The sequence below is a fragment of the Streptomyces sp. NPDC033165 genome (assembly GCF_055577965.1).
This window is the reverse complement of the sequence record NZ_JBVIPK010000007.1, coordinates 200,674-224,335: the sequence shown is the minus strand read 5'-3', so window position 1 is coordinate 224,335 and position 23,662 is coordinate 200,674. Positions and strand designations below refer to the sequence as shown.

Annotated in this window: 23 protein-coding genes; 4 read left to right on the top strand and 19 right to left on the bottom strand. The window is 73.2% G+C overall.

What is annotated here, in order from left to right:
* Positions 1-77 precede the first annotated feature (77 nt).
* The 3 genes from ACZ5WC_RS19040 to rpmG all read right to left on the bottom strand — a co-directional run bounded on the left by ACZ5WC_RS19040 (position 78) and on the right by rpmG (position 1,721).
* The gene (locus tag ACZ5WC_RS19040) at positions 78-1,241 is read right to left on the bottom strand and encodes a CobW family GTP-binding protein (RefSeq protein WP_468541875.1); all 1,164 of its coding nucleotides are present in this window, start codon (positions 1,239-1,241) and stop codon (positions 78-80) included.
* On the bottom strand, positions 1,238-1,492 hold the full coding sequence (locus tag ACZ5WC_RS19035) for a type B 50S ribosomal protein L31 (RefSeq protein WP_096627281.1): 255 nt from the start codon (positions 1,490-1,492) through the stop codon (positions 1,238-1,240). Before ACZ5WC_RS19035 ends, ACZ5WC_RS19040 begins: the two co-directional genes overlap by 4 nt.
* 64 nt (positions 1,493-1,556) lie before the next feature.
* Positions 1,557-1,721 carry a 50S ribosomal protein L33 gene (gene rpmG / locus ACZ5WC_RS19030; RefSeq protein WP_003964410.1) on the bottom strand — a complete coding sequence of 55 codons (165 nt, stop codon included), beginning with the start codon at positions 1,719-1,721 and terminating at the stop codon, positions 1,557-1,559.
* A 70-nt stretch (positions 1,722-1,791) separates the two neighbouring features.
* Here rpmG and rpmB point away from each other — a divergent pair, with 70 nt between their 5' ends.
* Both rpmB and rpsN read left to right on the top strand, forming a co-directional pair.
* Positions 1,792-2,028 (top strand): 50S ribosomal protein L28, encoded by a 237-nt coding sequence (gene rpmB / locus ACZ5WC_RS19025; RefSeq protein ID WP_468541874.1) that lies wholly within the window; start codon positions 1,792-1,794, stop codon positions 2,026-2,028.
* Positions 2,028-2,333, top strand: a complete 306-nt coding sequence (rpsN, locus tag ACZ5WC_RS19020) for a 30S ribosomal protein S14 (RefSeq protein ID WP_468541873.1) — start codon at positions 2,028-2,030, stop codon at positions 2,331-2,333. Before rpmB ends, rpsN begins: the two co-directional genes overlap by 1 nt.
* Positions 2,334-2,907: 574 nt before the next feature.
* Here the strand turns inward: rpsN and ACZ5WC_RS19015 are convergent.
* From ACZ5WC_RS19015 to ACZ5WC_RS19005, 3 genes are all read right to left on the bottom strand, one after another.
* The gene (locus ACZ5WC_RS19015; protein WP_468541872.1) at positions 2,908-5,376 is read right to left on the bottom strand and encodes a SpoIIE family protein phosphatase; all 2,469 of its coding nucleotides are present in this window, start codon (positions 5,374-5,376) and stop codon (positions 2,908-2,910) included.
* 272 nt (positions 5,377-5,648) lie between these two features.
* A complete protein-coding gene (locus ACZ5WC_RS19010) occupies positions 5,649-6,905 on the bottom strand; it encodes a glycoside hydrolase family 26 protein (RefSeq protein WP_468541871.1) in 1,257 nt (418 codons plus the stop codon).
* Between the two features lie 122 nt (positions 6,906-7,027).
* A complete protein-coding gene (locus ACZ5WC_RS19005; protein ID WP_468541870.1) occupies positions 7,028-8,317 on the bottom strand; it encodes a cytochrome P450 in 1,290 nt (429 codons plus the stop codon).
* 235 nt (positions 8,318-8,552) lie between these two features.
* On the opposite strand from ACZ5WC_RS19005, the gene ACZ5WC_RS19000 reads away from it, so the two are divergent.
* Complete coding sequence (locus ACZ5WC_RS19000; protein ID WP_468541869.1) at positions 8,553-9,026, top strand: tyrosinase family oxidase copper chaperone; 474 nt, start codon at positions 8,553-8,555, stop codon at positions 9,024-9,026.
* A gap of 19 nt (positions 9,027-9,045) precedes the next feature.
* Positions 9,046-9,909 (top strand): tyrosinase family protein, encoded by an 864-nt coding sequence (locus tag ACZ5WC_RS18995; RefSeq protein WP_468541868.1) that lies wholly within the window; start codon positions 9,046-9,048, stop codon positions 9,907-9,909.
* 68 nt (positions 9,910-9,977) lie between these two features.
* On the opposite strand, the gene ACZ5WC_RS18990 is transcribed toward ACZ5WC_RS18995, so the two are convergent.
* The 13 genes from ACZ5WC_RS18990 to ACZ5WC_RS18930 form a co-directional block, all read right to left on the bottom strand.
* Positions 9,978-10,265 (bottom strand): chaplin, encoded by a 288-nt coding sequence (locus ACZ5WC_RS18990; protein ID WP_468541867.1) that lies wholly within the window; start codon positions 10,263-10,265, stop codon positions 9,978-9,980.
* 152 nt (positions 10,266-10,417) lie between these two features.
* The gene (locus ACZ5WC_RS18985; RefSeq protein ID WP_468541866.1) at positions 10,418-11,566 is read right to left on the bottom strand and encodes a GNAT family N-acetyltransferase; all 1,149 of its coding nucleotides are present in this window, start codon (positions 11,564-11,566) and stop codon (positions 10,418-10,420) included.
* Positions 11,563-12,234: a YveK family protein gene (locus ACZ5WC_RS18980; RefSeq protein WP_468541865.1), complete on the bottom strand. Its 672-nt coding sequence runs from the start codon at positions 12,232-12,234 to the stop codon at positions 11,563-11,565. Before ACZ5WC_RS18980 ends, ACZ5WC_RS18985 begins: the two co-directional genes overlap by 4 nt.
* Positions 12,231-13,367 carry a glycosyltransferase gene (locus tag ACZ5WC_RS18975; protein ID WP_468541864.1) on the bottom strand — a complete coding sequence of 379 codons (1,137 nt, stop codon included), beginning with the start codon at positions 13,365-13,367 and terminating at the stop codon, positions 12,231-12,233. Before ACZ5WC_RS18975 ends, ACZ5WC_RS18980 begins: the two co-directional genes overlap by 4 nt.
* A complete protein-coding gene (locus tag ACZ5WC_RS18970) occupies positions 13,364-14,176 on the bottom strand; it encodes a polysaccharide deacetylase family protein (RefSeq protein WP_468541863.1) in 813 nt (270 codons plus the stop codon). Before ACZ5WC_RS18970 ends, ACZ5WC_RS18975 begins: the two co-directional genes overlap by 4 nt.
* Positions 14,166-15,881 (bottom strand): murein biosynthesis integral membrane protein MurJ, encoded by a 1,716-nt coding sequence (gene murJ / locus ACZ5WC_RS18965; RefSeq protein WP_468541862.1) that lies wholly within the window; start codon positions 15,879-15,881, stop codon positions 14,166-14,168. Before murJ ends, ACZ5WC_RS18970 begins: the two co-directional genes overlap by 11 nt.
* A complete protein-coding gene (locus ACZ5WC_RS18960; RefSeq protein ID WP_468541861.1) occupies positions 15,878-17,257 on the bottom strand; it encodes an O-antigen ligase family protein in 1,380 nt (459 codons plus the stop codon). Before ACZ5WC_RS18960 ends, murJ begins: the two co-directional genes overlap by 4 nt.
* 2 nt (positions 17,258-17,259) lie before the next feature.
* Entirely contained in the window at positions 17,260-18,735 is a 1,476-nt protein-coding gene (locus ACZ5WC_RS18955; protein ID WP_468541860.1) for a sugar transferase, read from the bottom strand.
* A complete protein-coding gene (locus ACZ5WC_RS18950) occupies positions 18,732-19,907 on the bottom strand; it encodes a glycosyltransferase (protein WP_468541859.1) in 1,176 nt (391 codons plus the stop codon). Before ACZ5WC_RS18950 ends, ACZ5WC_RS18955 begins: the two co-directional genes overlap by 4 nt.
* A 336-nt stretch (positions 19,908-20,243) precedes the next feature.
* A complete protein-coding gene (locus tag ACZ5WC_RS18945; protein WP_468541858.1) occupies positions 20,244-20,822 on the bottom strand; it encodes an isochorismatase family protein in 579 nt (192 codons plus the stop codon).
* A 135-nt stretch (positions 20,823-20,957) separates the two neighbouring features.
* Positions 20,958-22,007: a polyprenyl synthetase family protein gene (locus tag ACZ5WC_RS18940; RefSeq protein ID WP_468541857.1), complete on the bottom strand. Its 1,050-nt coding sequence runs from the start codon at positions 22,005-22,007 to the stop codon at positions 20,958-20,960.
* Positions 22,004-23,071, bottom strand: a complete 1,068-nt coding sequence (locus ACZ5WC_RS18935; RefSeq protein WP_468541856.1) for a tetratricopeptide repeat protein — start codon at positions 23,069-23,071, stop codon at positions 22,004-22,006. Before ACZ5WC_RS18935 ends, ACZ5WC_RS18940 begins: the two co-directional genes overlap by 4 nt.
* Before the next feature lie 221 nt (positions 23,072-23,292).
* Positions 23,293-23,658 carry a VOC family protein gene (locus tag ACZ5WC_RS18930; protein WP_468541855.1) on the bottom strand — a complete coding sequence of 122 codons (366 nt, stop codon included), beginning with the start codon at positions 23,656-23,658 and terminating at the stop codon, positions 23,293-23,295.
* Between the last annotated feature and the right edge of the window lie 4 nt (positions 23,659-23,662).

The following is a 23,662-nucleotide window of genomic DNA, read 5'->3' as shown; positions in this document are numbered from 1 at the left end:
TGCTGGGTGACGGATGTCGGTTGTGGGGTGACGGGTTTCGGGACCCGCGTGGATACGGGGTGGGTACGGGGGCGGGGTCAGCGGACCGGGTCGAGGAGGGCGTCGAACGCGGCGGGCAGCCGCTTCCAGGCCTCCCGGCCCGGCCCGTACTCCTCGTCCGTGAGCAGGCAGGAGTCCAGGAGTCCGGTCAGCCCGTCCCGGTCGAGGCCGGGGGAGACGAAGACCAGGTGCTGGCAGCAGTCGCCGTGCTCGGGGTGCCAGTCCAGGGCGGCGGCGGCCCGCCGGTAGGGCGGCACCATGGACCAGGCCGCGTCCGGCAGTGAGGCGAGCCAGGGGCCGGTGTCCTCCACGCAGAGCGCGCCGCCCGCCGCGTCCCAGGAGAGCAGGGTGTCCGGCCGGTCCGCGAGCCAGAACCGGCCCCGGCTGCGGGCCGCCGCGCAGCTGAGGTCCTCCAGTGCGTGGAAGAGGCGCTCGGGGTGGAAGGGCCGGTGCCGCCGCCAGACGAGCGTGCCGACACCGGCCTCGTCCGCCTCCTGCGGAAGCAGCGCGCAGGCCGGGTGCTGGCCCGCGGCGGCCGCCTCCACATCGAATCCCGCGAACGCGAGCCGTGCCAACTCAGCTGACCCGGCCGCTGTCTGACGGACCATGGGATTCAGCTGCCGGATCAGCGCGCGGTCCTCGTCGTCGGCCTCCAGGCTCTCGGCCACGGCGAGGACGGGCGCGTACTCCACCTGCCGGGCCCAGGTGTCCCCGATGGTCCGCTGATCGGCCGGCGCCGCCGCGAGACCGGCCTCGGCGAGGTCGTCACCGTTGGTGAGGCAGGGCAGCGCGAGCGCGGGGTCGATCGCGGTGACCACGTTGGTCACCTCGGCGGCGGTGGTGTGGGCGCCGATCACCTCGGCCATGGACTTCGGCTCGACGGAGTCCCAGAGCTCCAGGACGGCCAGTCGCGTCAGCCCGTCCGCCGCCAGCCGTTCGAGCTCGGGGACGAGGTCCTCGCGCAGCGCACAGCAGGCGCAGTCGTTCACCAGCGGCGCCTCGCCGGAGGCCAGTTCGCCGCCGGAGTCCCGCAGGGAGCGGCGGACCGTGCCGCCGACGGCGGTGGAGAGGTCGTGGTGCAGGGCGACGCTCTGCGGAACGTCCCGCAGCAGCCCCTCGACCACCTCGTGCCGGGCCTCGGAGTGCAGACCGCAGACGATGACGACGGGCAGCTTCGCCCCTTCCGACCTGTGCTCCCTCACCTGGCCTCACCCCGCCCGTACCGGCGCTCGAAGCGCTCGACGCGTCCCGCCGTGTCCAGGACGCGGGCGGTGCCGGTGTAGAAGGGGTGGCTCGCGGAGGAGATCTCGACGTCGACCACCGGGTAGGTGTTGCCGTCCTCCCACTCGACCGTGCGGTCGCTGGTCATGGTCGAGCGGGTCAGGAACGCGAAGTCGGCGGCCTTGTCGCGGAAGACGACGGGACCGTAGGCGGGGTGGATTCCGGGCTTCATGGAGGTGTCCTAGGGGCTGGGCTTGAGGGGTGTGCGTCGGGGGAGCGGGCGGGCCGGGCCGGTCTCAGCGCTCCTCGCGGAAGTCGACATGGCGGCGGGCGACCGGGTCGTACTTGCGCAGCACCATCCGGTCGGGGTCGTTCCGCCGGTTCTTACGGGTGACATAGGTGTAGCCGGTACCCGCGGTGGAGCGGAGCTTGATGACCGGGCGTACTTCGTTGCGAGCCATGGGCGCTACTATATGGCAATGGTTTCCATTTTCAATAATGGATGCGTCGAAGGAGAGGTAGGTAACGTCCATGTCCGCCCACTGCCAACTCACCGGATCGAAACCGGGATTCGGCAACAACATCTCCCACTCGCACCGCCGGACCTCCCGCCGGTTCGACCCGAACGTCCAGCGCAAGCGGTACTGGCTGCCCGGTGAGGGGCGTCATGTGCGGCTGACCCTCAGTGTCCGTGCGATCAGGACGGTCGATGTGATCGGCATCGAAGCCGCGGTCGCGCGCATCCGTGCCCGGGGAGGAAAGGTCTGATGGCCAAGAAGAGCAAGATCGCGCAGAATGAGAAGCGCAAGGTGACCGTCGAGCGGTACGCTGCCCGCCGGGCCGAGCTGAAGGAGATCATTCGCCGCCCCGGTACTCCGGAGGCCGAACGCACGGCAGCTATGGTGGAGTTGAGGCGTCAGCCGCGCGATGCCAGTGCGACGCGGGTGCGTAACCGGGACAGCGTCGACGGCAGGCCTCGGGGGTATCTGCGGACGTTCGGCCTCTCTCGGGTCCGGATGCGCGAACAGGCGCACGCCGGATTCCTGCCCGGGGTGACCAAGTCGTCCTGGTGATGCGGGTCTGAGCGCGCTCCGGACGTACGGGGGCGGGTGGCGGTGCGGCTCGAAGCCGTGCCGCTGTCCGCCCCTTGTCCGCTGTGGGCGTTGTCCGTCGGGAGCGTTCGGCTCTCCGGTCGCAGGAGTCCCGCTCGTAGGCCTTGGCCGGGCGCTGCGGCACCTGGTGGACCGTGCCGTCGATCGTCACCAGCGCCACCTGGGGCGTGGCGGCCTTCTACTGGGCGCGGCGCTCCCTGCTCGTATTGAAAATGATAATCATGTGTAAGGTTCTGTGGCGGGGGATCGTTGCCGGGGGATCCGTCGTCGCCCTGCCCCCTCCCCGGGACCGCACAGGAACATGAGGGACTCGTCCGATGCCGCGAACCGCTCTGAGAGTCCGCCGCTGGGCAGCGATCGCCGTACTGGGACGGCTGCGGGACCGGCGGCTCCGACACCGGGTCCCCGGCGGCGGAGCCCGCGGCCGGAGCCGCATCCCGTAGGAGCCCGGAGGCGCGGCCCATCGGGAAGTCGGCCCGGTTCGTCGGATACATGCGGGCCCGCCGACTCACGTACACAGGGGGCGCGGCCGCCCTCAGGGAAGCGGCTGCTCCGCCCAGATGACCTTTCCCCGGGGCGTGTAGCGCGTACCCCACCGATGGGCGAGCTGGGCGACCAGGAACAGGCCCCGTCCTCCCTCGTCCGTCGTCCGGGCGTGCCGCAGCCGGGGCGAGGTGTTGCTCGCGTCGGACACCTCGCAGATCAGCGTCGACTGGAACAGCAGCCTCAGCCGCACCGGCCCCGACGCGTACCGGATCGCGTTGGTCACCAGTTCGCTGACGATCAGCTCCGTCGTCATCGAGAGGTCGTCGAGCCCCCACGTCTCCAGCCTGCGGGCCACCTTGCCGCGCATCTCCCCGACCGCCGCGGGCTCCAGGGGCACGTCCCAGGACGCCAGACGGTCGGGGCTGAGCGCATGGGTCCGGGCCAGGAGCAGAGCGATGTCATCGGGCTGCGGAACAGGCAGGAGCTCCTTCACCACCGTCGGGCACAGCTCCTCCAGCGGGAGATCGCGCCGGGCCACGGCCTGGGCCAGCCGGGCCATCCCGCCCTCCATGTTCTTCTCGGGCCCCTCGATGAGGCCGTCGGTGTAGAGCCCGAGGAGGCTGCCCTCGGCCAGCTCGACCTCCAGGGACTCGAACGGCAGCCCGCCGACCCCCAGCGGCGGCCCGGACGGCAGGTCCGGGAAGCTGACCGCACCGTCCGGCGCCACGATCACCGGCGGCGGATGGCCTGCCCGCGCCATCGTGCAGCACCGGCTCACCGGGTCGTAGACGGCGTACAGGCAGGTCGCTCCCACCACCGTCGTACCGTTCCGCTCCGCCGTGCCCTGCGCGGGCTCCTCCTCGCTCAGCCGCAGCACCAGGTCGTCCAGGCGGGCCAGGAGCTCGTCGGGGGCGAGGTCCATATCGGCCAGCGTCTGCACGGCGGTGCGCAGCCGGCCCATGGTCGCGGCCGCGTTGATGCCGTGGCCGACGACATCGCCGATGACCAGACCGACCCGGGCGCCGGACAGCGGGATCACGTCGAACCAGTCGCCGCCGACGCCGTCCTTCGCGTCCGCCGGAAGATACGAGGACGCCACGTCCAGGGCCGTTCCCCCGCGCAGCGTGTGCGGCAGCAGGCTCTGCTGGAGCACCAGCGCCGCCGTGTGCTCCCGCGTGTAGCGGCGGGCGTTGTCCACGCACACCGCCGCGCGGGCGACCAGCTCCCGGGCGGGCGCCACATCGTCCTCGTCGAAGGGCACCGGGTTCCGCGACCGCATGAAGGTGGTCAGGCCGAGCACCGTGTCCCGCGCCCGCATGGGCACCGAGATGAGCGAGTGCAGCCCGAACTCCCGGATCCGGGCGGCCCGCGCGGGCTGCTCCACCGTCCACGCGTGGCTGTCCGGATCGAGAACCGGCAGCAGGACCGGATCGCCGTCGACGAGGAAGTGCACATCGTGCGGTGGCGGGACGAAGTCGACCGTGTCCCCGACCCGTACGACCGCCTCCGGACACCCCTCGCGCACCGAGCTCATCCCCGCCCGCCGCATCAGCGGCCGCCCTTCGCCCGTCACCCGCGGTGCCGCCCCCCGGCGGTCGCCGCGGATCGCGGGCTCCAGCAGATCGACGAAGACGAAGTCCGCGAACCGGGGAACTGCGAAATCCGCGAGCTCCTGGGCCGTGCGCTGTACGTCCAGGGTGCTGCCGATACTGGCCCCCGCCTCGTTCACGAGCGCCAGGAGCCGGCGGGCGTTCCACCGGTCGGTCACATCGAGCACCATGTAGCCGATGCCGATCCGCTCGTCCTGGGCGTCGGCCAGCGGGAAGAAGGAGCCCGCGTACGCCCGTCTGCGGTGCGGATCGGCCCAGCTCCAGCCCAGGTACTCGTAGTCGGTGATCGGTACACCGGTCGCCAGGACCTGTCGCATCAGCCGTTCGATCGGTGCCGCGAGCGGCCCGGGCAGCACGTCGCCAGGCCTGCGGCCCAGGCGCTGCTCCCGGGGGACGCCGCCGAAGCGCTCCAGGGTGTCGTTGATCCACAGATACCGCAGCTCGGGGTCGAGCACGGCCATGCCGACCGGCGACCGGGTCAGGAAGTCGTCCAGGACCGACCCGCTCATCGTCCAGTGCGGGGTCAGCTGCCGCCCGGACACCAGGAACCCCTCGTGCCCGGCGATCAGGAAGGAGGCCGAGGCCCGCACGTCGACGTCGACCGAGCTGCCGTCCCGGCCGCGCAGGGCGATCAGCCCGCTCCAGCCCGCCCCGCTCCGGCAGCGGGCCGCCACCGCCGCCGTACGCCGGGGGTCCGGGGAGCCGGTCAGCAGCCGGGCGGCGGACCGGCCGACCACCTCCGCTGCCGGAAAGCCGAGCAGCGCCTCGGCCCCGCGGGTCCAGCCGATGACCGTGCCGTCCCCGGCGATCACCGCCGCCGCCTCGTCGGCCACCTGCGCAGCCCCCGGCCCAGCCCCGGAGGGCAGCGGGCCGGGTCCCACCGGGGGGCCCTCATCGGCGGACGACATGCACCTCACCACCATCCGTAGGTCTCCATGGTCGCGCGTCGCCCCGGACCACGCACCGGTGCGCACTCCTCGCGGGGCGGCAGCCCGGCTGTCCCCCGCCGCTCGGGCTGTCCCTCGTTCGGCGGCGTGACGGAGCGGGCCGTCCCCGCGTTGGGGGAGTGACAAGCGGTTGCTTGCCACCCCCCGCGCTGGACCCGTGCGGGTGAACGGCTCCGGCCCCCGACAGCGGGGGCCGGAGCCGTTTCCATGCGCGGGTCCGGTCCCCTGCCCCGTCAGTACCGGAAGCAGATCTTGCGCTCCTTGAGCCACTGGCCCAGCCAGTCGCCGAACGGGACGGTGATGCACCACCTGCGGTCGGTCGGCGTCTCGCTCTCCGGCGGCGTGGGGCTCGGCGTGGGCCGCACGGGGAGGGTCGGCTGCACGGACGGCGGAGGCGTCGGGTCCGGGCTCGGGTCGGTGCTGGGCGTGGGCATCGGGGTCGGAGTCGGGGTGGGAGTGGGGGAGGGGGCCGGTTGCCGGGGCGCCGCCATCTCCGTCAGCATCGTCCGGAACACCTTCGAGGACTTCGGGTTGCTCCTGCACTGCCAGACCCCGTGCGGACAGTAGTCCGTGACGGTCTGGTAGAGCGGTTGGTGCCGGTCGATCCACTCCAGCATCCGCCGCATGTACTCCGGGTTGTCACCGTTGCGGAAGAGCCCCCACTCCGGGAACGAGATCGGCTTGCCGTGCGCCGCGGCGAAGTCGACGTGCTTCTGCAGCCCGTAGGGATCGGTGACCTGGTCGTCGAAGGTCTCACCGGGCGGCTGGTCGTAGGAGTCCATCCCGATGATGTCGACGACGTCGTCGCCCGGATAGCACTCGGTCCACGGCACATCGTCCCGCCCCCGGCTGGGAGTGAAGTCGAAGCGGAACTGCTGGCCCGGCACCGAGCGCATCGCCGTGACGATGCGCTCCCAGTACGCCTTCCAGGCCACGGGGTCCGGTCCGCACCGGTGCGTGTACGTGGTGCCGTTCATCTCCCAGCCGAGCACGATCACCGTGTCCGGCACCCCCAGCCCCACCAGCCGCTCCGCGAGGCGGGTGAAGTGCCGGTCGAAGTCGCCGGCCGCACCCGCCCGGAGCAGCCTGCGGACCTCACCGTCCGGCACCCGGTCCTCGTTGCGCTCCAGCATCGGTACGTTGAGGACGAACATCCGGTCCCTGTCCGCCTGCCGCCAGGCGGCCCAGGCGGCCAGGAAGTCGGGGGTGCCCTCGATGTTCACCCACAGATCGCCCGGCAGATAGGTGTGCCCCACCCGGAGCTCCGCCCCGCCCAGCCAGCGCGACAGGTCGGCCATCCTGCTCACCCCGGCGGGCCCGTAGTCCAGATACGCACCGTGCGCCGTGCCGCTGGTGGCCGCTTGAGGTCCGGGAGCCGCACCGTCGACGGAGTCGGTGCCCGGCGAGCGGCCCGCGATGCCGCCGCCGGCCAGGAGGCTGAGAGCCACCGCCGCGATGCACGTACTGATAAGACGGCGTTTTGCCGGCATTACTCCTCCTGGCTGCGGTGAATTCCGGCCGGTTCGGCCTCATGGGGAGAGAGTCGCATCATCATGCACCGCTGTCATTCGCAGAAGTCCATTTATCGTATTCGGCGTTGCGGGCGTGCCGTTCAGGTGAATGTAGGGCCGAACGTGAACGGCAGTGACCCGACCCGGTTGTCGAAATTCGAATCGACCAGCCCCGGGTCGCCCATCTGCCGGATGACGAGGCGTCGGCTGAGCAGTTCCCGGAACAGTGCCGTCATTTCGAGCCGGGCCAGGTGCGCGCCGAGGCAGTGGTGGGGGCCGCCGCCGCCGTATCCCAGGTGCGGATTGGGCGACCGGGTGATGTCGAAGCGGTCCGGGTGGGTGAAAACCTCCTCATCGCGATTGGCCGACGCATAGATGAGTGCGACCTTCTCTCCCGGAAGGAACGTACGGCCACCCAGTTCGTATGCGGCGGTGACCGTTCTGCGGAATTGGATGATGGGCGTGGAGTGGCGGACGATCTCGTCGACCGCGCCGCCGATGTGCCGGTCGAAGTCCGACGCCAGCAGAGCCCGCTGCTCCGGATGCCGGTCGAGCAGGAACAGCCCGTGCGCGATGGCGTTGCGGGTCGTCTCCACGCCCGCCACCAGCAGCAGCGAGAAGAAGGCGCCCAGCTGCCGGCCCGACAGGGCCTCGCCGTCGACGTCCGCGGTGACCAGCGCCGAGACGAGGTCGTCCCCGGGATGCCGGCGGCGCTCCCGGGCCAGTCGTGCCATCAGGAACTGCATCTGTGCCAGGGAGGCCAGCCCCCGGCCGGGAATCCGCAGCCGGGCCCGGCCCCGGCGCTCCACGCCGACGTGTTCCGACGCCCGGTCGATCCGGTCCGCGATCCAGGCCCGGTGCGCCACCGGGATGCCCATCAGGCCGCAGATCACCTCCAGCGGCAGCCGCGAGGCCGCCGACGGCATGAAGTCCCGGGGGCGCTCGGCGATCAGCTCGTCGACCAGCCGCCCGGCGAGAGTGCCGATGCTCTCCTCGGTGTCGGCGAGCAGCCGGGGGGTGAAGCGCCGGGAGATGATCCGGCGCAGCGCCGTGTGCTCGGCCCCGTCCATGTTGACCATCGAGTTCCCGAACAGGGCCTTCGCCCATCCGGCCGGCTCGGGTGTGGTGACGCCCGGAGCGCTCGCGAAGATCTGCGAGGTGCGGCTCGCGGTCCGGACGTCGGCATGGCGTACCAGGGCGTAGAACGGCTTGCCGGAGGTACGGGCCGTGCCGGGCCGGGGAGTGAACAGCACAGGCGCGTCGCGCTCGCGCAGCAGGGCGAACGCCCTGAGCCTTTCGGGACGCGGCAGCCGCCAGAAGGCCGGGTCGGCCAGATCCACGTCCGGCCCGACCGGCGCACGGTTCCCGGACATCTGCATCGGAACGGTCATGCCCACCACCTCCACGGGTTCGACACGTCATGCTCGGGCCCGGGCACCGGGACGGGCCGCCCGACGCGGCCCGCTGCCGCCGATGGCCGCCCACGCTCACGCGTTTGACGGAACGTGACCGGGCGTGGTGTGCGCCGTACGCCGCATGCACGAGAACTGTTTCGCCATCGCCTCGTTGTCAACATCGCCATCAGCAGCACCTCGGACGAGTTAACGAGAGGCAGGCAGTCACCTCATGAGCCCCACCCCCGCGAAACCCGGCGGCGCCCACCATCCCGCCCGCCGGGCCGTCCTGCGCGGCGCGTTCACCGCCGCCGTGGCCACCGGCACCGGTGCCGCCCTGCTCCCCCTGCTCGACCGCGAGCCTTCCACCGCCGCCCGTCCGGCCCCGGGACCGGCGCCCGAGGGTGCCAGGCCCGCGGTGGAACAGTTCGCCGAGATGTACCGGGGCCGGCAGATCCGGGGCACGCCGATCGTCGTCCCCGCCGCCGCCCCGGACGGCGACCGGGCCGCGCTCTCCGCCGTACCGGCCACCGAGGTCCGGATCGACGGCAGGCCCCTGCACGTCATGAGACGGGCGGACGGCACCTATCTGAGTGACGTCACGCACTACGAGTCGTTCCCGACGCTGCTGGAGACGGCCCGCGCCGCCGTCGACGAACTCGGCCCCACCGCCCGGCTCGCGCCCGCCGCGGCGCACCGTATGTGAACCAGGAGGACCAGCACCGGTGTACACCCGCAAGAACCAGCGCGACCTCACGCGCACCGAGAAGCGCCGGCTCGTCGACGCGATCCTGAAACTGAAGCGCTCGGGGCGCTACGACGACTTCGTCGTCATGCACCGCGAGTTCTACGTCATGGACACCGAGAACCGGCCCCGCCCCGCCCACATGACGGCCTCCTTCTTCCCCTGGCACCGCCGGTACCTGCTGGAGTTCGAGGAGGCGCTCCAGGGCATCGATCCGGGCGTCAGCGTCCCGTACTGGGACTGGACCACGGACAACACACCCAGCTCCTCGCTGTGGGCGGAGGACTTCCTCGGCGGCAACGGCAGGCCCGGCGACCGCCGGGTCACCACCGGTCCGTTCGCCTACGAGGCGGGCAACTGGAGCGTCGGGCGCGGCGTCACCGACGAGAACTACCTCACGCGCAACTTCGGCAGGCCCGGCAGGAACCCGGTCTCCCTGCCCACCAAGGACGACGTGGCGCGGGCGCTGAAGGACCCGGTCTACGACACGGAGCCCTGGAACAGCATCAGCACCGAGGGCTTCCGCAACCGCATCGAGGGGTGGGGAATCCGGGGCGTGCGCACGGTGGCCAACCACAACCGCGTCCACCAGTGGGTCGGCGGGCCCATGGCGGGCGCCGCCTCCCCGGAGGACCCGGTCTTCTGGCTCCACCACGCGTTCATCGACCTGCTGTGGGACCGGTGGCGCAAGGCCCACCCCGGCTCCGCCTATCTGCCGGGCCGCAAGCCCGCATCGCCCGGCCGGGACCGCGACTACGTCTTCGGCCTCTACGACCCGATGCCCCCCTGGAATGTGACGCCCGCTCAGCTCCTCGACCACAGCAAGCTCTACCGCTACGCCTGAGTCCGGTCACGGGGACGGCCGACCCCCTCCGCAGGGAGGGAGCCGGCCGCGTGGGTACAGCGGGAGGGTCAGCGGCCGTAGCCGTAGTCCCCGTTGTCACCGGTGTCGTGACCCCCGGAGACGTTGGCGCAGGTGTTGCCGAACGCCGGGTTCAGCAGACCGGCCACGTTGATCGTGTTGCCGCAGAGGTTGACCGGCACGTGAATCGGGACCTGGACGCTGTTGCCCGAGCCGACACCGGGGGAACCGGCGGCGAGGCTCTGCGCACCGGCGTCCGCCGAGGCCATGCCGGCGCCGCCGACGATCAGGGCGCCGGTGCCGGCCATCACGGCGGCAACCTTCGTCATACGAGACATTCAGAACTCCTTGAAAAGAGGGGGGGTGTGCTGCGGACACGAGGCCCGCACCCCCTGACAACGCGAAAAACGCCGGACGGTAACGGATCAGCTCATACGTGGTATCTCCGACGTATGTCCCCGGCGTCACCGTCCGTACCGCGCGCCACGTCTCAGCGTCCGATCACCGGCAGCGCGGTCAGCCGCTCGTGCCAGTCCCGCGCCGCCGGGAACCGGGCCTTCACCGTCTCCACCGCCCGCTCCCGCACCGCCACCTGCGACTCGCGGAGCCGCAGCAGCGGCTCAAGCCCCGGACGGGCCAGCAGCAGCCGCTGGTTGACCACGGGCACCGGCTGCCAGTGGTTCTTGTAGCTCTCCGCGCCGCGCAGCAGGCTCAGCACCTCGCGCCCGCTGTCCGAGGCCTGCTGGGCCACCTCGCGCAGCAGCATCGTCGACACATCGACCTTCCGCTCGCGCAGCGCCGGGTCCGCCCCGTAGAGATAGCCGCCCGTCAGATGCCCCGACTGCAACGACAGGTTGGACGCCACCACCTCGCCCTCCAGCCGGAACTCGGTCATGGCCGCCGTGCCGTCGCCCACCATCCGCCCCACCGACCGGATCAGATGGTCCGAGAACCGTGCCCTGAGGTGCTCGGGGTTGACGCCCCGGCCCTCCCACTGCCGTTCGTGCAGCCGCAGCAGCGTGCCGATCGCCGCGGGAACCCCGCCCTGCGGGACCCGGTGCGCCTCGACGCCCAGAGCGTCGACCTTGCGCAGCTTGGAACGCAGCCGCTGGCCCCGCGAGCCGCTCAGCCGCGCCACCAGATCGCCGAGCGGCTCGGCCGGAAGCTCCATGCACGTCGAGTCCGTGAGCCTGCTCCGGGCCCCCGGCCACCGCCCGAACAGCAGCTGTGCCGACGCGTCCGGCCGGACCTCCCGCAGGTCCACCACGGTGTGGCGGGCCGCCCGGTCCAGACCGCGCTGCAACGCCCCGACCGCGTAACCGGCCTCCTCCTCGTCCAGCAGGATGTCGAAGAAGTCGGAGATCGCCCCGCCCATCGGGACCAGCAACGGCATCGGACGGTGCACCAGCATCAGCGGGGCCGCCCCGATCAGCCGCCCCGACCGGCGGACCAGCAGCACCCGCAGCCGGCCCTCCTGGCCGTAGGAGATCCACCACGAGTGCAGCCAGGCGTGGCTCTGGAAGGGCGTGGCGGTGGCGCAGCGCCGGTGCAGGGCGTCCCACTCCCCGGCGAGCGCGCCGAACTCCCGGAAGTCCCGGCACAGGGTCACGGCGATGCCGCCCGTGCGGTGCGCCGTCATCGGACCAGCTCCCGTTCGTCCTGCGCGACGCTCCCCTCGGCGGCGGGCGCGGGCACCTGCGCCGAGACGCTCCAGCCCGCCCGGCGCGGCCGTACCAGCAGCACCAGGCCGCCCAGCAGACCGCCCGCGGCAGCCCCCACGGCCGTGCCCAGCGGAACGGACGGCGACACCGGCTGGTCCGGCGTCATCGCATGGGTGAACTTGATCAGCTTCACCCCGGTGTCCTTGGAGACGTGGCCGCTGCTCACGATGACCGCCTCGATCACCGCGTTGGCGATGTCGGCGGCCTTGCGCCGGTCCTCGGACGTCCCGGTCACCGCGATCATCGGCGAGTCGGGAGAGGTCTCCGACCGGACGTGGGACCGCAGTTCGCGCATCGGCTCACCGGCCGCGCCCTGCGCGTAGGAGAGCGTCGCGTCGCTGGTGACCAGACGCCCGTACGACTGCGCGTAGCCCAGTGCCGCCGCGGAGGCCGTCTCCTCCTCGGCGACCGCCATCGCGTAACTGGTGGCCTCGTACTGCGGGGAGGCGAACGCGCCGTACGAGAGCCCGGACGCGGTGCCGAGCAGGACGCAGACGGGCAGGGGCCACCACTGGGGCAGCCGGGTGAGGGCGGTGCGCAGCCGACGGACGACGGCGTGGCGCTGCTGCTCGGGTGACTCGGTCATGAAAAGGCTCTCCGGTTCGGTGGGGCGGTGTCGAGGGCGTACGCGTAGACATCCATCAGACGTTCGCTGCTGCGCCTGATGTCGTAGTGGCCGACGGCCCGGGGAGGCGGCATCCGGTCGGTGCGGTCCTGTATCCGCTGCCGCAGCCGGGCCGTCAGCTCCTCGGGGCTCCCGGCGATCCGGGTGGCGCCCGGGGCGTGGGCGGCGGGCAGGTCGTCGATGGCCGGGCAGGCGTCGTGCAGCACCGGAAGACCGGCCGCGAGCGCCTCCACGGCGGCCAGCCCGAACGACTCCTCGCGGGAGGTGGAGACGAAGACGTCGAGCGCGCTCAGCAGCGCCGGAACGCCGGGCACCGGACCGCCGCCGTCCTCGTCGCACTCCCCGAGGAACCTGATCCGGTCCGCCGCACCGAGCCGGACCGCCAGCGCCCGCAGCGGTCCGGCCTCCGGACCGTCCCCGGCGAGCAGCAGACGGGCCTCGGGCAGGGCGGCGACCGCGCGGAGCAGTACGTCGAAGCGCTTGCCGGGCACCAGCCGGCCGACCCCGCCGACCACGAACGCCTCGCCCGGGATCTCCAGCGCCGCCCGCACCGCAGCCCGCCGCCCCGCGTCGAAGCGGAACCGGTCCGCGTCGATGCCGTTGGGCACCAGCCGGATACGGTCGGCGGGCACCCCCCAGTCCCGCAGCCGCCCGGCCACGGTGGAGGAGACGGCGACGGTGGCCGCGCCGAGGCGTTCGGTGGCCAGGTAGAGGGAGCGGATCGACCGGGTGAGCGGGCGGCCCTCGATCTCGGCGCGCCCCAGGGAGTGTTCGGTCGCCACCGTCGCCCGGGTCCCCGCGAGCCGGGCCGCGATCCGCCCGTACACACAGGCCCGGTACAGGTGCGTGTGGACCAGGTCGTAGCGGCCCTCCCGGATCAGCCGGGTGAGCCGGCCGACCGCCGAGAGATCCCGGTTGCCGCGCATCCCCAGATGGGCCACCCGGACGCCGTCGGACCGCAGCCCGTCCGCGACCGCGCCCGGGTTGGTGAGCGTGACGACGTCGCACTCCACCGGCAGATGACGCAGCAGCAGCCGCAGCTGCTGCTCGGCGCCGCCGACCCCGAGCCCGGTGATGATGTGCAGCGCCCTCACCGTCGTCCGCCCGTCCGCGCGGGCGCGGCGGCCCGGGACCCCGTACCGGGCACCGCCCCGTGCCGCAGCCCGTGCCGCAGGTCCTTCGCCCACAGCCGTACGCCCCGGTCCGCCTGGCTGATGTGGGTACGGGGCAGGGCGAACCGGCTCAGCAGCGGGCCCGGCGCCAGCGCGCACGCGTAGCCGTAGCCCGCGGAGCGGGCGGCGGCCGTGACCCGCCGGTCGAGGATGCCGTACGGGTAGCAGAACCCCTCCGGGAGCGTGCCGGTGAGATCCCCGATCAGCGCCCGGCTGTCGCGCGTCTCGCGGCGCAGCTCCTGGTCCGTCAGCGTGGTCAGATCCTGGTGGTAGAGACCGTGCGAGCCGACCTCCATGCCTGCGGCGGCGACCCGCCGGACGTCCTCGTGGGTGAGCAGCGGCTTGCGCGGGCCCAGCGGGTCCCACTCGTTCACCCCGCCCGGCCGCCCCGGCAGGACGAACACCGTCGCCCGGCAGCCGTGCCTGCGCAGCACCGGCAGCGCCTCGCCGAGGAAGTCCGCGTACCCGTCGTCGAAGGTCAGCCCGACCAGCCCGCGCCGCGCCGCCGCCTCCGCGCGCAGCAGCTCCGCCACCCCCACCCCGGTCAGTCCTCTGCTGCGCAGCCAGGACAGCTGCTCGTCCAGGCGCCGGGGGGAGACGGTGATGCCGTAGGGGTCGTCGCTCGGGTCCGTCACCGAGTGGTACGTGAGGATCCATGGCTGACGGCGGGTGTGCGGGTGGAGCCGGGACGAGGGAGCGTCGGCGCAACGCGCCGAGCGGTCAGCGGCCATCAAGAAACCTCCGTCGGATGAGTGCCAGCAGGGAAGCGACGTCGGGCGAGCGCAGGGCGAGCCCGGTCAGGAAGAACACGGAGGGGACGAGGAGGCAGCCGACGGCCAGGCTCAGCAGCGGATCGGGGACGAGCGGTGCGGCCGCCCAGCCCGCGGCCCCGGCCGCCAGCGCGGCCCCGGCCAGCCGGCCGAGCGAGAACGCCACGGCCCGCGTCCGGATCGGCACCACGCGGGTGCCGAGCCCCATCAGCAGGAGCAGAGCCGTCGTGCTGATCCCGATCGCGTTGGCCGTCGCGATGCCGTCGACGCCGAAGCGGTACGTCAGGGCGTACCCGGCCCCCAGGGTGACGATCAGCCCGGTGCCCATGGCGAACGCCGGGAACCAGGTGGGCCGCCCGGACGAGAAGAACGGCCGGCTCAGTGCGCCGACCAGGCAGTGCCCCAGCAGGCCCAGCGCGTACACCCGCATCACCTGGGCGGTGGTTTCGGTGTCGGAGACGTCGAACGCGCCACGCTGGAACAGCACCTCGATGATCTGGGGGGCGTAACCGAGCACCACGGCCGTGCCGAGCAGCACCACCATCCCGGCCAGCGCGAGATCCCGCTCGACCCGCAGCCGGGCCTTCTCCCGATTCCCGGCCGCCATGGCCTGCGCGACGACGGGGAAGGTCACCGTGCAGATCATCAGCGACAGCACCATCGGCATCTGCGCGACCTTCTGCGCGTAGTTCAGATGCGAGATCGCCCCGGCGGGCAGGGTGGAGGCCAGGAACCTTTCCACCAGCACCTGGGACTGACGGCTCACCACGAACAGCACCACCGGTGCCAGTACCGCGAAGCCCAGCAGGGGAGCGGTGGGCGCGGCCCGCCGTCCGCGCCGGGGGAACCGTGGCAGGCGCGGTCGGGCCAGGGGCACCAGCCTCAGGAACATGGGCAGTTGGGTCAGGATCATCAGCGCACTGCCCACCGCGACCCCCGCCGCGGCCGCCCGCACCCCCCACGCCGCGTGCAGGGCCAGCGTCATGCCGATGATGCCGATGTTGTACGCGACGTAGACCCCGGCGGGCGGCAGGAAGCTGCGGTGTGCGCGCAGGGCGGCGCTGAAGTAGCCGGTGATCCCGAACGTGAGCACGGTGACCGCGGTCAGCCGGGTGCAGTCCACCGCGAGCCGGGGGTCGGCGAGCCCCGGGGCCAGGACGCCCACGACCCACGGCGCGCCCGCGACGAGCAGGGCCGCGCCGCCGGAGAGCAGGAGGAAGAGCCGGGGGAGCGTGGCCGCCACCAGATCCCGTACGGGGTCGGACTCCCCCTCGCCCTCGCCCGCCGCCCGCCGGGTCAGGGCCAGGCTGAACGCGGGGACGAGCAGGAGCGCCATCCCGTCCTCGATCAGCAGCGTCGCCGCCATCTCGGGCACGGTCCAGGCGATCAGGAACGCGTCGCTGGCGTCGCTCGCGCCGAAGTACCGGGCGATGGCCTGGTCCCGCACCAGACCGAGGACCGCCCCCAGCACGGTGAGCACCGCCGTCGCCGCTGCCGCACGGGCGAGGAAGGACCCGAGCCGGGGCGCCTCACCGCCCGTCGGCTCCGCCTCCGTGCCGGGCGCGAGGGGCCCTTCGGGGCCGGACCCGGGCGCCGGGAGCAGGGGCGGGGCGGCCGCGCCCGCCGTGCGTGGCTCGGCCTCCGTGCCCGTACCGGACTCGCTCATGCGGCGCTCACCCGGTCCCGGTCCGGCTCGCCCAGTGCCCACCAGGCGGCGAGACCCAGCACCACACCGCTCAGTACGGTGGTGGGCCCGCCGATGTCCGCGTACAGGAAGTTGACGCTCTGCCAGGTCATCAGGGCGACCGCCGCCAGACCGCAGTCCAGCGCCGCGTGTCCGCGCGACCGGGCCTGTGCCAGTCTGCGTACGGCTCCGACCAGGATCGCCGCCCAGCTGCCGAGGACGGCGGTCAGACCGATGAGGCCCTGTTCGCAGAGGATGAGGAGGTACATGTTGTGCGGCGACAGGAGCGCCTGCCTGCGGAACTCCTGGCCCGCCCCGGCGGTGTCGCTGCCCGAGGAGAGCCCGATCGAGGCGTGTGCGTCGCGGTGGTCGGCGAAGCCCTTGAGACCCACCCCGGTGGCGGGCTGCTCGCGCCACATCGAGCCCGCCGCGCTCCACATGGCGTACCGGTCGCTGACCGACCGGTCCGGGGCCCGGGTCACCTGAGTCACGCTCGCGGCCCGCTCCGCGATCATCTCCGAGCCGATGCCGAAACCGCCGACCAACACCACCCCGGCCGCGCCCAGCACGGCCAGCGACGTCAGCGCCTGGCGCCGTCCGGTCAGCGCCAGGGCGGCCAGGACCGCGACGGCCGTGGCGATCCACACGCCCCGGCTGAAGGAGAGCGTCAGGGGCACGACCAGCGCGACGGCCACGACGGCGGCGCACGGCCGCAGCCAGGCCGGGGCGGACCTCGGGGTGCGCAGCGCGCAGGCCGCCGCGGCGAGCAGCCCGTAGGCGACCACCGTGGCCATGCCCATGATGTCGCTGGGCCCGAAGGTGCCGACCGCCCGGATCTCCTCACCCATGTACGAGGCGCCGGTCCCGGTGACGTACTGGTGGACGCCCGTGACACCCTGGACCACCGCCAGCACCACCAGCGAACCGGCGACGATCCGGAACCCGTGGGCGTCCTTGAGCAGGAGGAACACGGCGACGGGCACCAGGACGAAGACCTGGAGATAGCGGACGAGGCCCGGCAGGGCCGCCGCCGGGTCCGCCGCCGTGACCGTGGCCACCGCGAAGCCCACGGCGGGCAGGCCCAGGACGAGCGCGGCCGCCGCGCCGAGCGGGCGCTGACGCAGATACAGCAGCCGTCCCACGCACACCAGCACCGCGATACCGGAGGCGATATCGGCGGGTCCGACCGCCGGTCCGCCACCCCCGCCCATGACCCCGTGGGGCAGGGCGGGCAGCAGGACCGTCGCGATCAGCGGCAGCAGCGGCCACCGGCTCCGCCACCCGCCCGGCGACGGACGGGGAGTGGTGCGGGGCCCGGCCGACGCTGCCGGGGCGGGCGGAGTCAGGGTGGCGGCCATCGTCAGCTGCCTCCGAGCCGGAACAGGGAACCCGCGGTCCGGGCCAGCACACACGCGTCCTGCCACAGCGACCAGGTCTCGATGTAGCGGTTGTCGAAGCGGGCCCGCTCCTCGATCGAGGTGTCCCCGCGCAACCCGTTCACCTGGGCCAGCCCCGTGATGCCGACGGGCATCCGGTGACGCGCCTGGTATCCCGGATGGGCTCGGCTGAACTGCGCGACGAAGAAGGGGCGTTCGGGGCGTGGGCCGACCATGCTCATATCGCCGCGCAGGACGTTCCACAGCTGCGGCAGCTCATCCAGCGAGGTACGGCGCAGCACCCGGCCGACGCGGCTCATCCGCCCGTCGGACGCCACGTTCCACCGGGTGGCCGACTCCTGGGCGTCGGCGGGACGCAGGGTACGGAACTTCAGCAGGACGAACGGGCGCCCGTGCCGGCCGATGCGCTCCTGCCGGAAGATCACGCCCGGCCCGTCCGAGAGTCGCACCGCCAGGGCGCAGGCCGCCATCACCGGGGCCGCGAGCAGCAGACCGAACGCGGCCAGGACGGCGTCCGCCGCCCGCTTCACCCCGTGGCCCAGCGGACGGCGCGACCCGTCGTCCAGGAGCCGCACCCCGAAGCCCCACAGATGGTCGGGGCGGGCGGCCCCCCGCGCGGGCACGGCCCCCGCGCCGGGGTCGGTGACCAGCCACACCCGGCAGCCGTGCCCGGTCAGCAGCGCGAAGAGAGCGGCGCCGTCCGGGGTGGCCTCGGGCGGGGCGGTGAACACCGCGTGCCGCACACTGTTCTGCACCACGGCCCGCCCCACCTCCTGCGGGGTGCCCAGGACCGGCAGTGGCAGGGCACCGGAGTCCGCCGGAAGCTCCTCGTTCCCGCCGCCGACCAGACCGACCGGGCGCAGCCCGTACCCCGGGTGCTGGTGCAGGGCCGACGTCACCTGACGGGCCAGGGGGCCGCTCCCCACGACCAGCGTGGACCGGGGACGCCGGGCGGCCGCCCGCTGCCGCGCCCGGTGGACCAACGCACGCCCCGCACAGGTCAGCGCGGTCTGCGCGCCGGCCCCGTACGCGAGCACCGCCCACCCGATCGCGTGCTGCGGGGCCCAGACGTCCAGCACCTCCATCGTCACGTACCACTGGAGCAGGGCGAGGCCGAGGAGCGCGGGCAGTTCGGACAGCACCGAGGGGGACAGGCACCTGCGGTACAGCCCGCGGCGGGCGAAGAACAACACCTGCGCCAGCGCCTGGACGGCCACCACCGCCCAGGGCCACGACGCCGGGACGACCAGCGCGAACGTCACGACGGGTGCGAGGGCGTCGACGCACAGGAGCTGTACGACCCGGCCGCAGCGGACGCCACGGCGCTCGCCGCGCCCCACCCGGGTCCTTCCGTCGCTTCTTCGCGGCGGATGAACTGTGTGAGCCTGCACGGCTGTCGCCTGTGCGGTGCCGGGAACCGGTGCACTCTCCATCGTCATCGCTCGGTGCGCTTCCTCGTGGTGGGTCCGGACATGCCGACAAGTTCCTGGTAGAGACCGGCAACGGCCCCCGCGGTGCGTCGTACGTCGAAGGCCGCCCGGGTATGGCGCAGGGCCCCGCGGGACACCGCCTCGCGCAGCTCCGGGTCGGTGAGCAGCGAGGTCAGCGCCGCGGCGAGCGCCGCGGGGTCCTCCGGCGGCACGAGACAGTGCTCCTCGTGACCCGGCGGCAGGCTCTCCCGCGCCCCGTTCACATCGGTCAGCACCACGGCGCGGCCGCAGGCCATGGCCTCCAGGGGAGCCAGCGCCATGCCTTCCCAGCGCGAGGGCAGCACCAGGACGTCCGCCGCGTGGATCCACGGCCGTACGTCCTCGCTGGCTCCGGTGAACAGCACGCCGGGCGGCGCCGACTGCTCCAGTTCCTCCCGGTCGGGCCCGTCGCCCACCAGCACCAGCCGTGCCCCGGCCACCCGCAGCCGCCGCCAGGCCCCGAGCAGGACGTCCTGCCCCTTCTGCCGGGTGAGCCGGCCGACGCAGACGACGAGCGGGGCGTCCGGGGCGATCCCCTTCAGCAGGGGAAGGGAGGCGCGGGCCGCCGTGCGGTCGGCCTGGCCGCCCGGCCGGAAGCGGTCGAGGTCGATGCCGTTGTGGATCACCGACCAGCGGGCCGTGATGCCCGCCTCCTGGCCGGTGCGGCGTTCGGACTCGCTGACACAGAGGATGTGATCGGCCCAGCGGGCCCCGAACCGCTCCCAGCCGAGGGCGAGTCCGGCGGTGCGGCCGCCGACCGCCTCGAACGACCAGGCGTGTGGCTGGAACACCGTGGGCACCCGGCCGCGTACGGCGATCCGCCCCGCAAGACCGGCCTTGGCGCTGTGCGCGTGCACCACGTGCGGGCGGCTGACGCGGACGATCCGCCGCGCGGCCGCGACCTCACCGGCCAGCCGGGGCCCCGGCGCCCGGGTGGCCGCCCAGCCGTGCACCTCCGCCCCGGCCGCCGCGGCCCCGACGGCCAGCGGACTCCCCGGCGGACAGGCCACCACGGGACGCAGCCCGGCCCCGGCCTGGGCCCGCACGAGATCGGTGACGACCCTGGCCACTCCACCGTCGACGGGCTGAACCAAATGAAGGACCGTCAATTGTCTTTCTTCAGTACGACACATCTGCAGCACGCACGGCTCTCTTCGTTCAATCCGGTGAGTAAAGCCGAAGTGCACTTTGGCAGAGATGTGGCGAAATGGTGCGCGTGACTCGCTCATACGACCACATGGGGAGTACCCGGACGACAGGACCGTCCGGGTGGTCGCGCGACGGAATCCCGCAGGCCCGCGAATGCTTCGCCGTCAGGCGGCGAAAGGGCTTGCGGAGTGCGGCCGCACGGAATTGAGGGGGCTTCGCGCGCGGATTGTTCGGGCGGTCGCTCCGCCCCTTTCCGGCGTGCCGCACTCCGCCGATCGCCGCACCGGATGGCGGCACCATGTAAGTGAGGCGATTACGCCGTTCTCGTGTCAGGCCGTTCCCGTGTTCGTGAATACGACGTCCTCGGCGCGGGCGACGACCTCCACCTCGTCGCCGAGCGCCCACTCCGCGACCCGCGACGCCATCGCCGCCGGGACCGGCTCACTGATGCCCGGCGCGGCCGGAACGTCGTACGTGGCATGGGAGTCGTGCGGCAGGACGACCCGGAAGTCCAGCTCCAGGGCACGACGTGCGGTGGCCAGCACGCACATCTCCGACAGCATCCCGCAGACGGCGACCGCCCGGACCTCCGCCGCGGTCAGCTCGTCCGCCAGCGAGGTCCCCTCGAAGCCGTCGTCCTCCTCCTTGCGGATCACGCTCTCGGCAGGGCCCGGGCGGACCGGAAGGTGCAGCTCCCACCCCGGGGTGTGCGGCTCGTCCGGCGCCCCGGCCGGCCCGTCGTTCTGGAGGTGCACCACGAGCGCCCCGGCCTCCCGGGCCCGGGCGACCAGATCCGTCACCCGGTCCAGCAGCCGGGGCGCGTCGGGCACGGCGTTCTTCCCGGTGACGAACGCCGACTGGACGTCGATGACGAGCAGCGCCTGCACGGGAGCGGGGAGAGCGGTCATATCGGGGAGGGACTTCCGTCGGGGCGTACGCGGACGGACAGCCCCAAGGGCTGTCCGGCACGACCTGGACCGCCCATCCTCCCAGGCGACGACCGGGGGCCGTCCACCGGTTTCCGCCGGTGGACGGCCCCCGGGTCAGCCGGTGCGGTCGACGAGATACGGGATCAGGGTGAGCAGGTCTCCCCGCGCCTCCTCGGCGAGCTCCACCCGGCCCAGGCAGTCGTGGGCGGCGGCCAGGTGCTCCTGGGCCTCGGCCGCCGTCGCGCGGCGCCCCCCGGCGGCGTCGATCAGTTCGGCCGCCCGGCGGGCCGTCGGCCCGTCGAGGGGATCGGCGGAGGTGAGGAGGGCCTCCAGGCTCCGGGACGCCGGGTGGTCGGCCGCGAGGGCGGCCAGCACCGGGTACGTCTTCTTGAGCCGCCGCAGATCGCTGTGCACCGGCTTGCCCGTGACCTGGGGATCACCCCAGATGCCGAGCAGGTCGTCCACCGCCTGGAACGCCACCCCCAGATGGCGTCCCGCCCGGTCCAGCGCCTCGGCCGTGCTCGGCGGGGCGCCCGCGAGTACCGCGCCCACGGCGGCCGCGCACCCGAGCAGGGAACCCGTCTTGTGCGTGGCCATCGCCCGGTATTCCTGCGGCAGGACGGCGTCGGGCCCGGTCCACGGCCGGGACTCGAACAACAGGTCCTGCGCCTGACCGTGCACCAGTTCGCCCAGGGTGCCCGCCAGTTGCCGCACCGCCGCCGGGCCGCCCGGCCCGGGAGACTCCGCGAGCGTCGAGACGGCCAGCGCGAACAGGGCATCCCCCGCGAGGACCGCCGGGCCGGTGCCGTACGCCTTCCACAGGGCCGGGCGGCGGCGGCGCGTCTCGTCGCCGTCCATGATGTCGTCGTGGATCAGGGAGAAGGTGTGGATCAGCTCGACGGCGACCGCGCCGGGCACCGCGTCCGCCCCGGAGCCCCCGGCGGCCTCCGCGCCGAGCACCGCGAGGGCCTGGCGCACGCCCTTGCCCTGCGAGCCGGGCACCGGGTCACCGCCGACCCCGCTCCAGCCCAGCGAGAAGGCCGCCGTCTCCGCATGCCAGGGATGCAGTCGGCGCACCGACTCCACTAGCGCCGGGCGGACGAGCTCGCGGCACCGGTCCAGTATGCGTGGCGCGCTCGTCCGCCGGGTCGTGGAGGGCGTCATCGTCGGCCGTTCCCCTCGTCCGCCTCGTCCGCCAGGGCCGGTTCCACGCCCAGTTCGGCGTACGCCTTCTCGACCATCTCGCGGGCGTTCAGCAGGCCGATCCGGTCCAGCCGGACACGCAGCCCGTCCAGGTCGGCCGCCGTGGCCGCGCGGTCCCGGCCGAGCCTGGCCCGCGCCTTGACCAGGCCGAGTGATGCCAGTGCCTCGCCGCGGAGCTCGTCCATCGCCCGGAACTCGCCGAGCGCCTGCTCGTAGACCGCGCGGGCCTCCTCGTAACGCCCGGCCCGGAACAGCACGTTGGCCCGCATCTTGTGGTTGTACGCCAGCGCGCTGGAGAGGTTCATCGAGCGGCAGGAGGCCTCGGCCTCGGAGAGCAGATCGAGTGCCCGCCCGGTCGCGCCGTCCCGGAGGGAAACGATGTCAGCGATGCCGCGCAGTGCCCAGGCCCGGCCGCGCCGGTCGTCCGCGTCGCCCGCCAGGGCGGCCGCCTCCTCGAACATCTCCAACGCGGTGTCCAGGGAGCCGGTGTTGCGGTGGATCTGCGCTATGCCCTCCAGAGCCCACACCGTGTGCCGCGCCTCGCCCCGGGCGCGTGCCTCGGCCAGCAGCTGTTCGTGCAGCGTCGCGACCGTCGCGTAGTCGCCCTGGATGCGGCCGGTCTCGGCGAGACCGGCCAGGGAGTAGCCCCGGGCGACCACGTCGCCGCCCTGCTTGCCCAGCTCCGCGGCGAGCCCCAGCAGCCGGAACGCCAGGCGCAGCGCCCCGCGCTGCCGCGCCAGCGTGCCGCCGCTCCACAGCGCCCAGGCCATCGCCCCGGTGTTCCCGGCCGCCCGCGCGGCCCGGTAGCTGGCCTTCCAGGCCCGGTCCGCCTCCGCCACCTGCCCCAGCCTGCGGTGCGCCTCGGCCACGGCGAGACCGGAACGCGCCACTTCCTCCTGCGATCCGGAGAGCTCGGCCTGCTTCAGATGATGTAGGCCCTCGGCCAGTACGTCGGTGAGGGAGGCGTTCACCGACATCTTGGTGAGAGCGCCCTGGTACTCGGGCGCCAGTGCCTTGGTCTGCATGGGTGCCTTCCGCGCGGTGCCGGGCCCGCACCCGGGGCAACTATGCGCCCCGGGTATACAGGGAGCGTATAGTCGGCCGGTCGTCCAAGCCCGGAACATGTGGGGGTGGACGCCGCTGAACACCTGCGGCGAACCGTCCTGTCGTGGATCAAGACGGCAGTGGGACGGGGAGGGTTGCTCGCCCGCCCCAGGTCGTTCCGCATTCGCTCGGCGGTCCCGCGTCAGACGGCTGTCGGCGGCTCGTGCAAGCCGAACGGCGATCCCTGGTCGTCACGGCAGAGCCGGAAGCGCCCGAACCGGGCGGCCGACTCCTCGTCGTCACCCGGCGACGTGTCGTCCACCACGCCGCCGAGCTCGCGGACCCTCGCCACGGCGGCGCCCAGGTCGTCGACCCGGAAGAAGACGTACGGTCCGGCTCCCCGGTCACCGCCGTGTACGCCGCCCGGAGTCCCGGGGGTCGTGATCACGAAGCCGCCGCCGTCCGAGGGGCCCGGCTCGAAGGTCCAGCCGAACAGTTCGCTGTAGAAGGCGCGCGCCTGCTCCGGGTCCTCCACGCCGAGCTCGAAGAAGGAGATCTCACCGGCCATCGCG

Coding starts and splice junctions, on each gene's coding strand:
- ACZ5WC_RS19035 (WP_096627281.1), bottom strand. CDS start 1,492: ATGAAGCCCGGAATCCACCCCGCCTACGGTCCCGTCGTCTTCCGCGAC.
- rpmG (WP_003964410.1), bottom strand. CDS start 1,721: ATGGCTCGCAACGAAGTACGCCCGGTCATCAAGCTCCGCTCCACCGCG.
- rpmB (WP_468541874.1), top strand. CDS start 1,792: ATGTCCGCCCACTGCCAACTCACCGGATCGAAACCGGGATTCGGCAAC.
- rpsN (WP_468541873.1), top strand. CDS start 2,028: ATGGCCAAGAAGAGCAAGATCGCGCAGAATGAGAAGCGCAAGGTGACC.
- ACZ5WC_RS19015 (WP_468541872.1), bottom strand. CDS start 5,376: ATGTCGTCCGCCGATGAGGGCCCCCCGGTGGGACCCGGCCCGCTGCCC.
- ACZ5WC_RS19010 (WP_468541871.1), bottom strand. CDS start 6,905: ATGCCGGCAAAACGCCGTCTTATCAGTACGTGCATCGCGGCGGTGGCT.
- ACZ5WC_RS19005 (WP_468541870.1), bottom strand. CDS start 8,317: ATGACCGTTCCGATGCAGATGTCCGGGAACCGTGCGCCGGTCGGGCCG.
- ACZ5WC_RS19000 (WP_468541869.1), top strand. CDS start 8,553: ATGAGCCCCACCCCCGCGAAACCCGGCGGCGCCCACCATCCCGCCCGC.
- ACZ5WC_RS18990 (WP_468541867.1), bottom strand. CDS start 10,265: ATGTCTCGTATGACGAAGGTTGCCGCCGTGATGGCCGGCACCGGCGCC.
- ACZ5WC_RS18985 (WP_468541866.1), bottom strand. CDS start 11,566: ATGACGGCGCACCGCACGGGCGGCATCGCCGTGACCCTGTGCCGGGAC.
- ACZ5WC_RS18980 (WP_468541865.1), bottom strand. CDS start 12,234: ATGACCGAGTCACCCGAGCAGCAGCGCCACGCCGTCGTCCGTCGGCTG.
- ACZ5WC_RS18970 (WP_468541863.1), bottom strand. CDS start 14,176: ATGGCCGCTGACCGCTCGGCGCGTTGCGCCGACGCTCCCTCGTCCCGG.
- murJ (WP_468541862.1), bottom strand. CDS start 15,881: ATGAGCGAGTCCGGTACGGGCACGGAGGCCGAGCCACGCACGGCGGGC.
- ACZ5WC_RS18960 (WP_468541861.1), bottom strand. CDS start 17,257: ATGGCCGCCACCCTGACTCCGCCCGCCCCGGCAGCGTCGGCCGGGCCC.
- ACZ5WC_RS18955 (WP_468541860.1), bottom strand. CDS start 18,735: ATGACGATGGAGAGTGCACCGGTTCCCGGCACCGCACAGGCGACAGCC.
- ACZ5WC_RS18945 (WP_468541858.1), bottom strand. CDS start 20,822: ATGACCGCTCTCCCCGCTCCCGTGCAGGCGCTGCTCGTCATCGACGTC.
- ACZ5WC_RS18940 (WP_468541857.1), bottom strand. CDS start 22,007: ATGACGCCCTCCACGACCCGGCGGACGAGCGCGCCACGCATACTGGAC.
- ACZ5WC_RS18935 (WP_468541856.1), bottom strand. CDS start 23,071: ATGCAGACCAAGGCACTGGCGCCCGAGTACCAGGGCGCTCTCACCAAG.
- ACZ5WC_RS18930 (WP_468541855.1), bottom strand. CDS start 23,658: ATGGCCGGTGAGATCTCCTTCTTCGAGCTCGGCGTGGAGGACCCGGAG.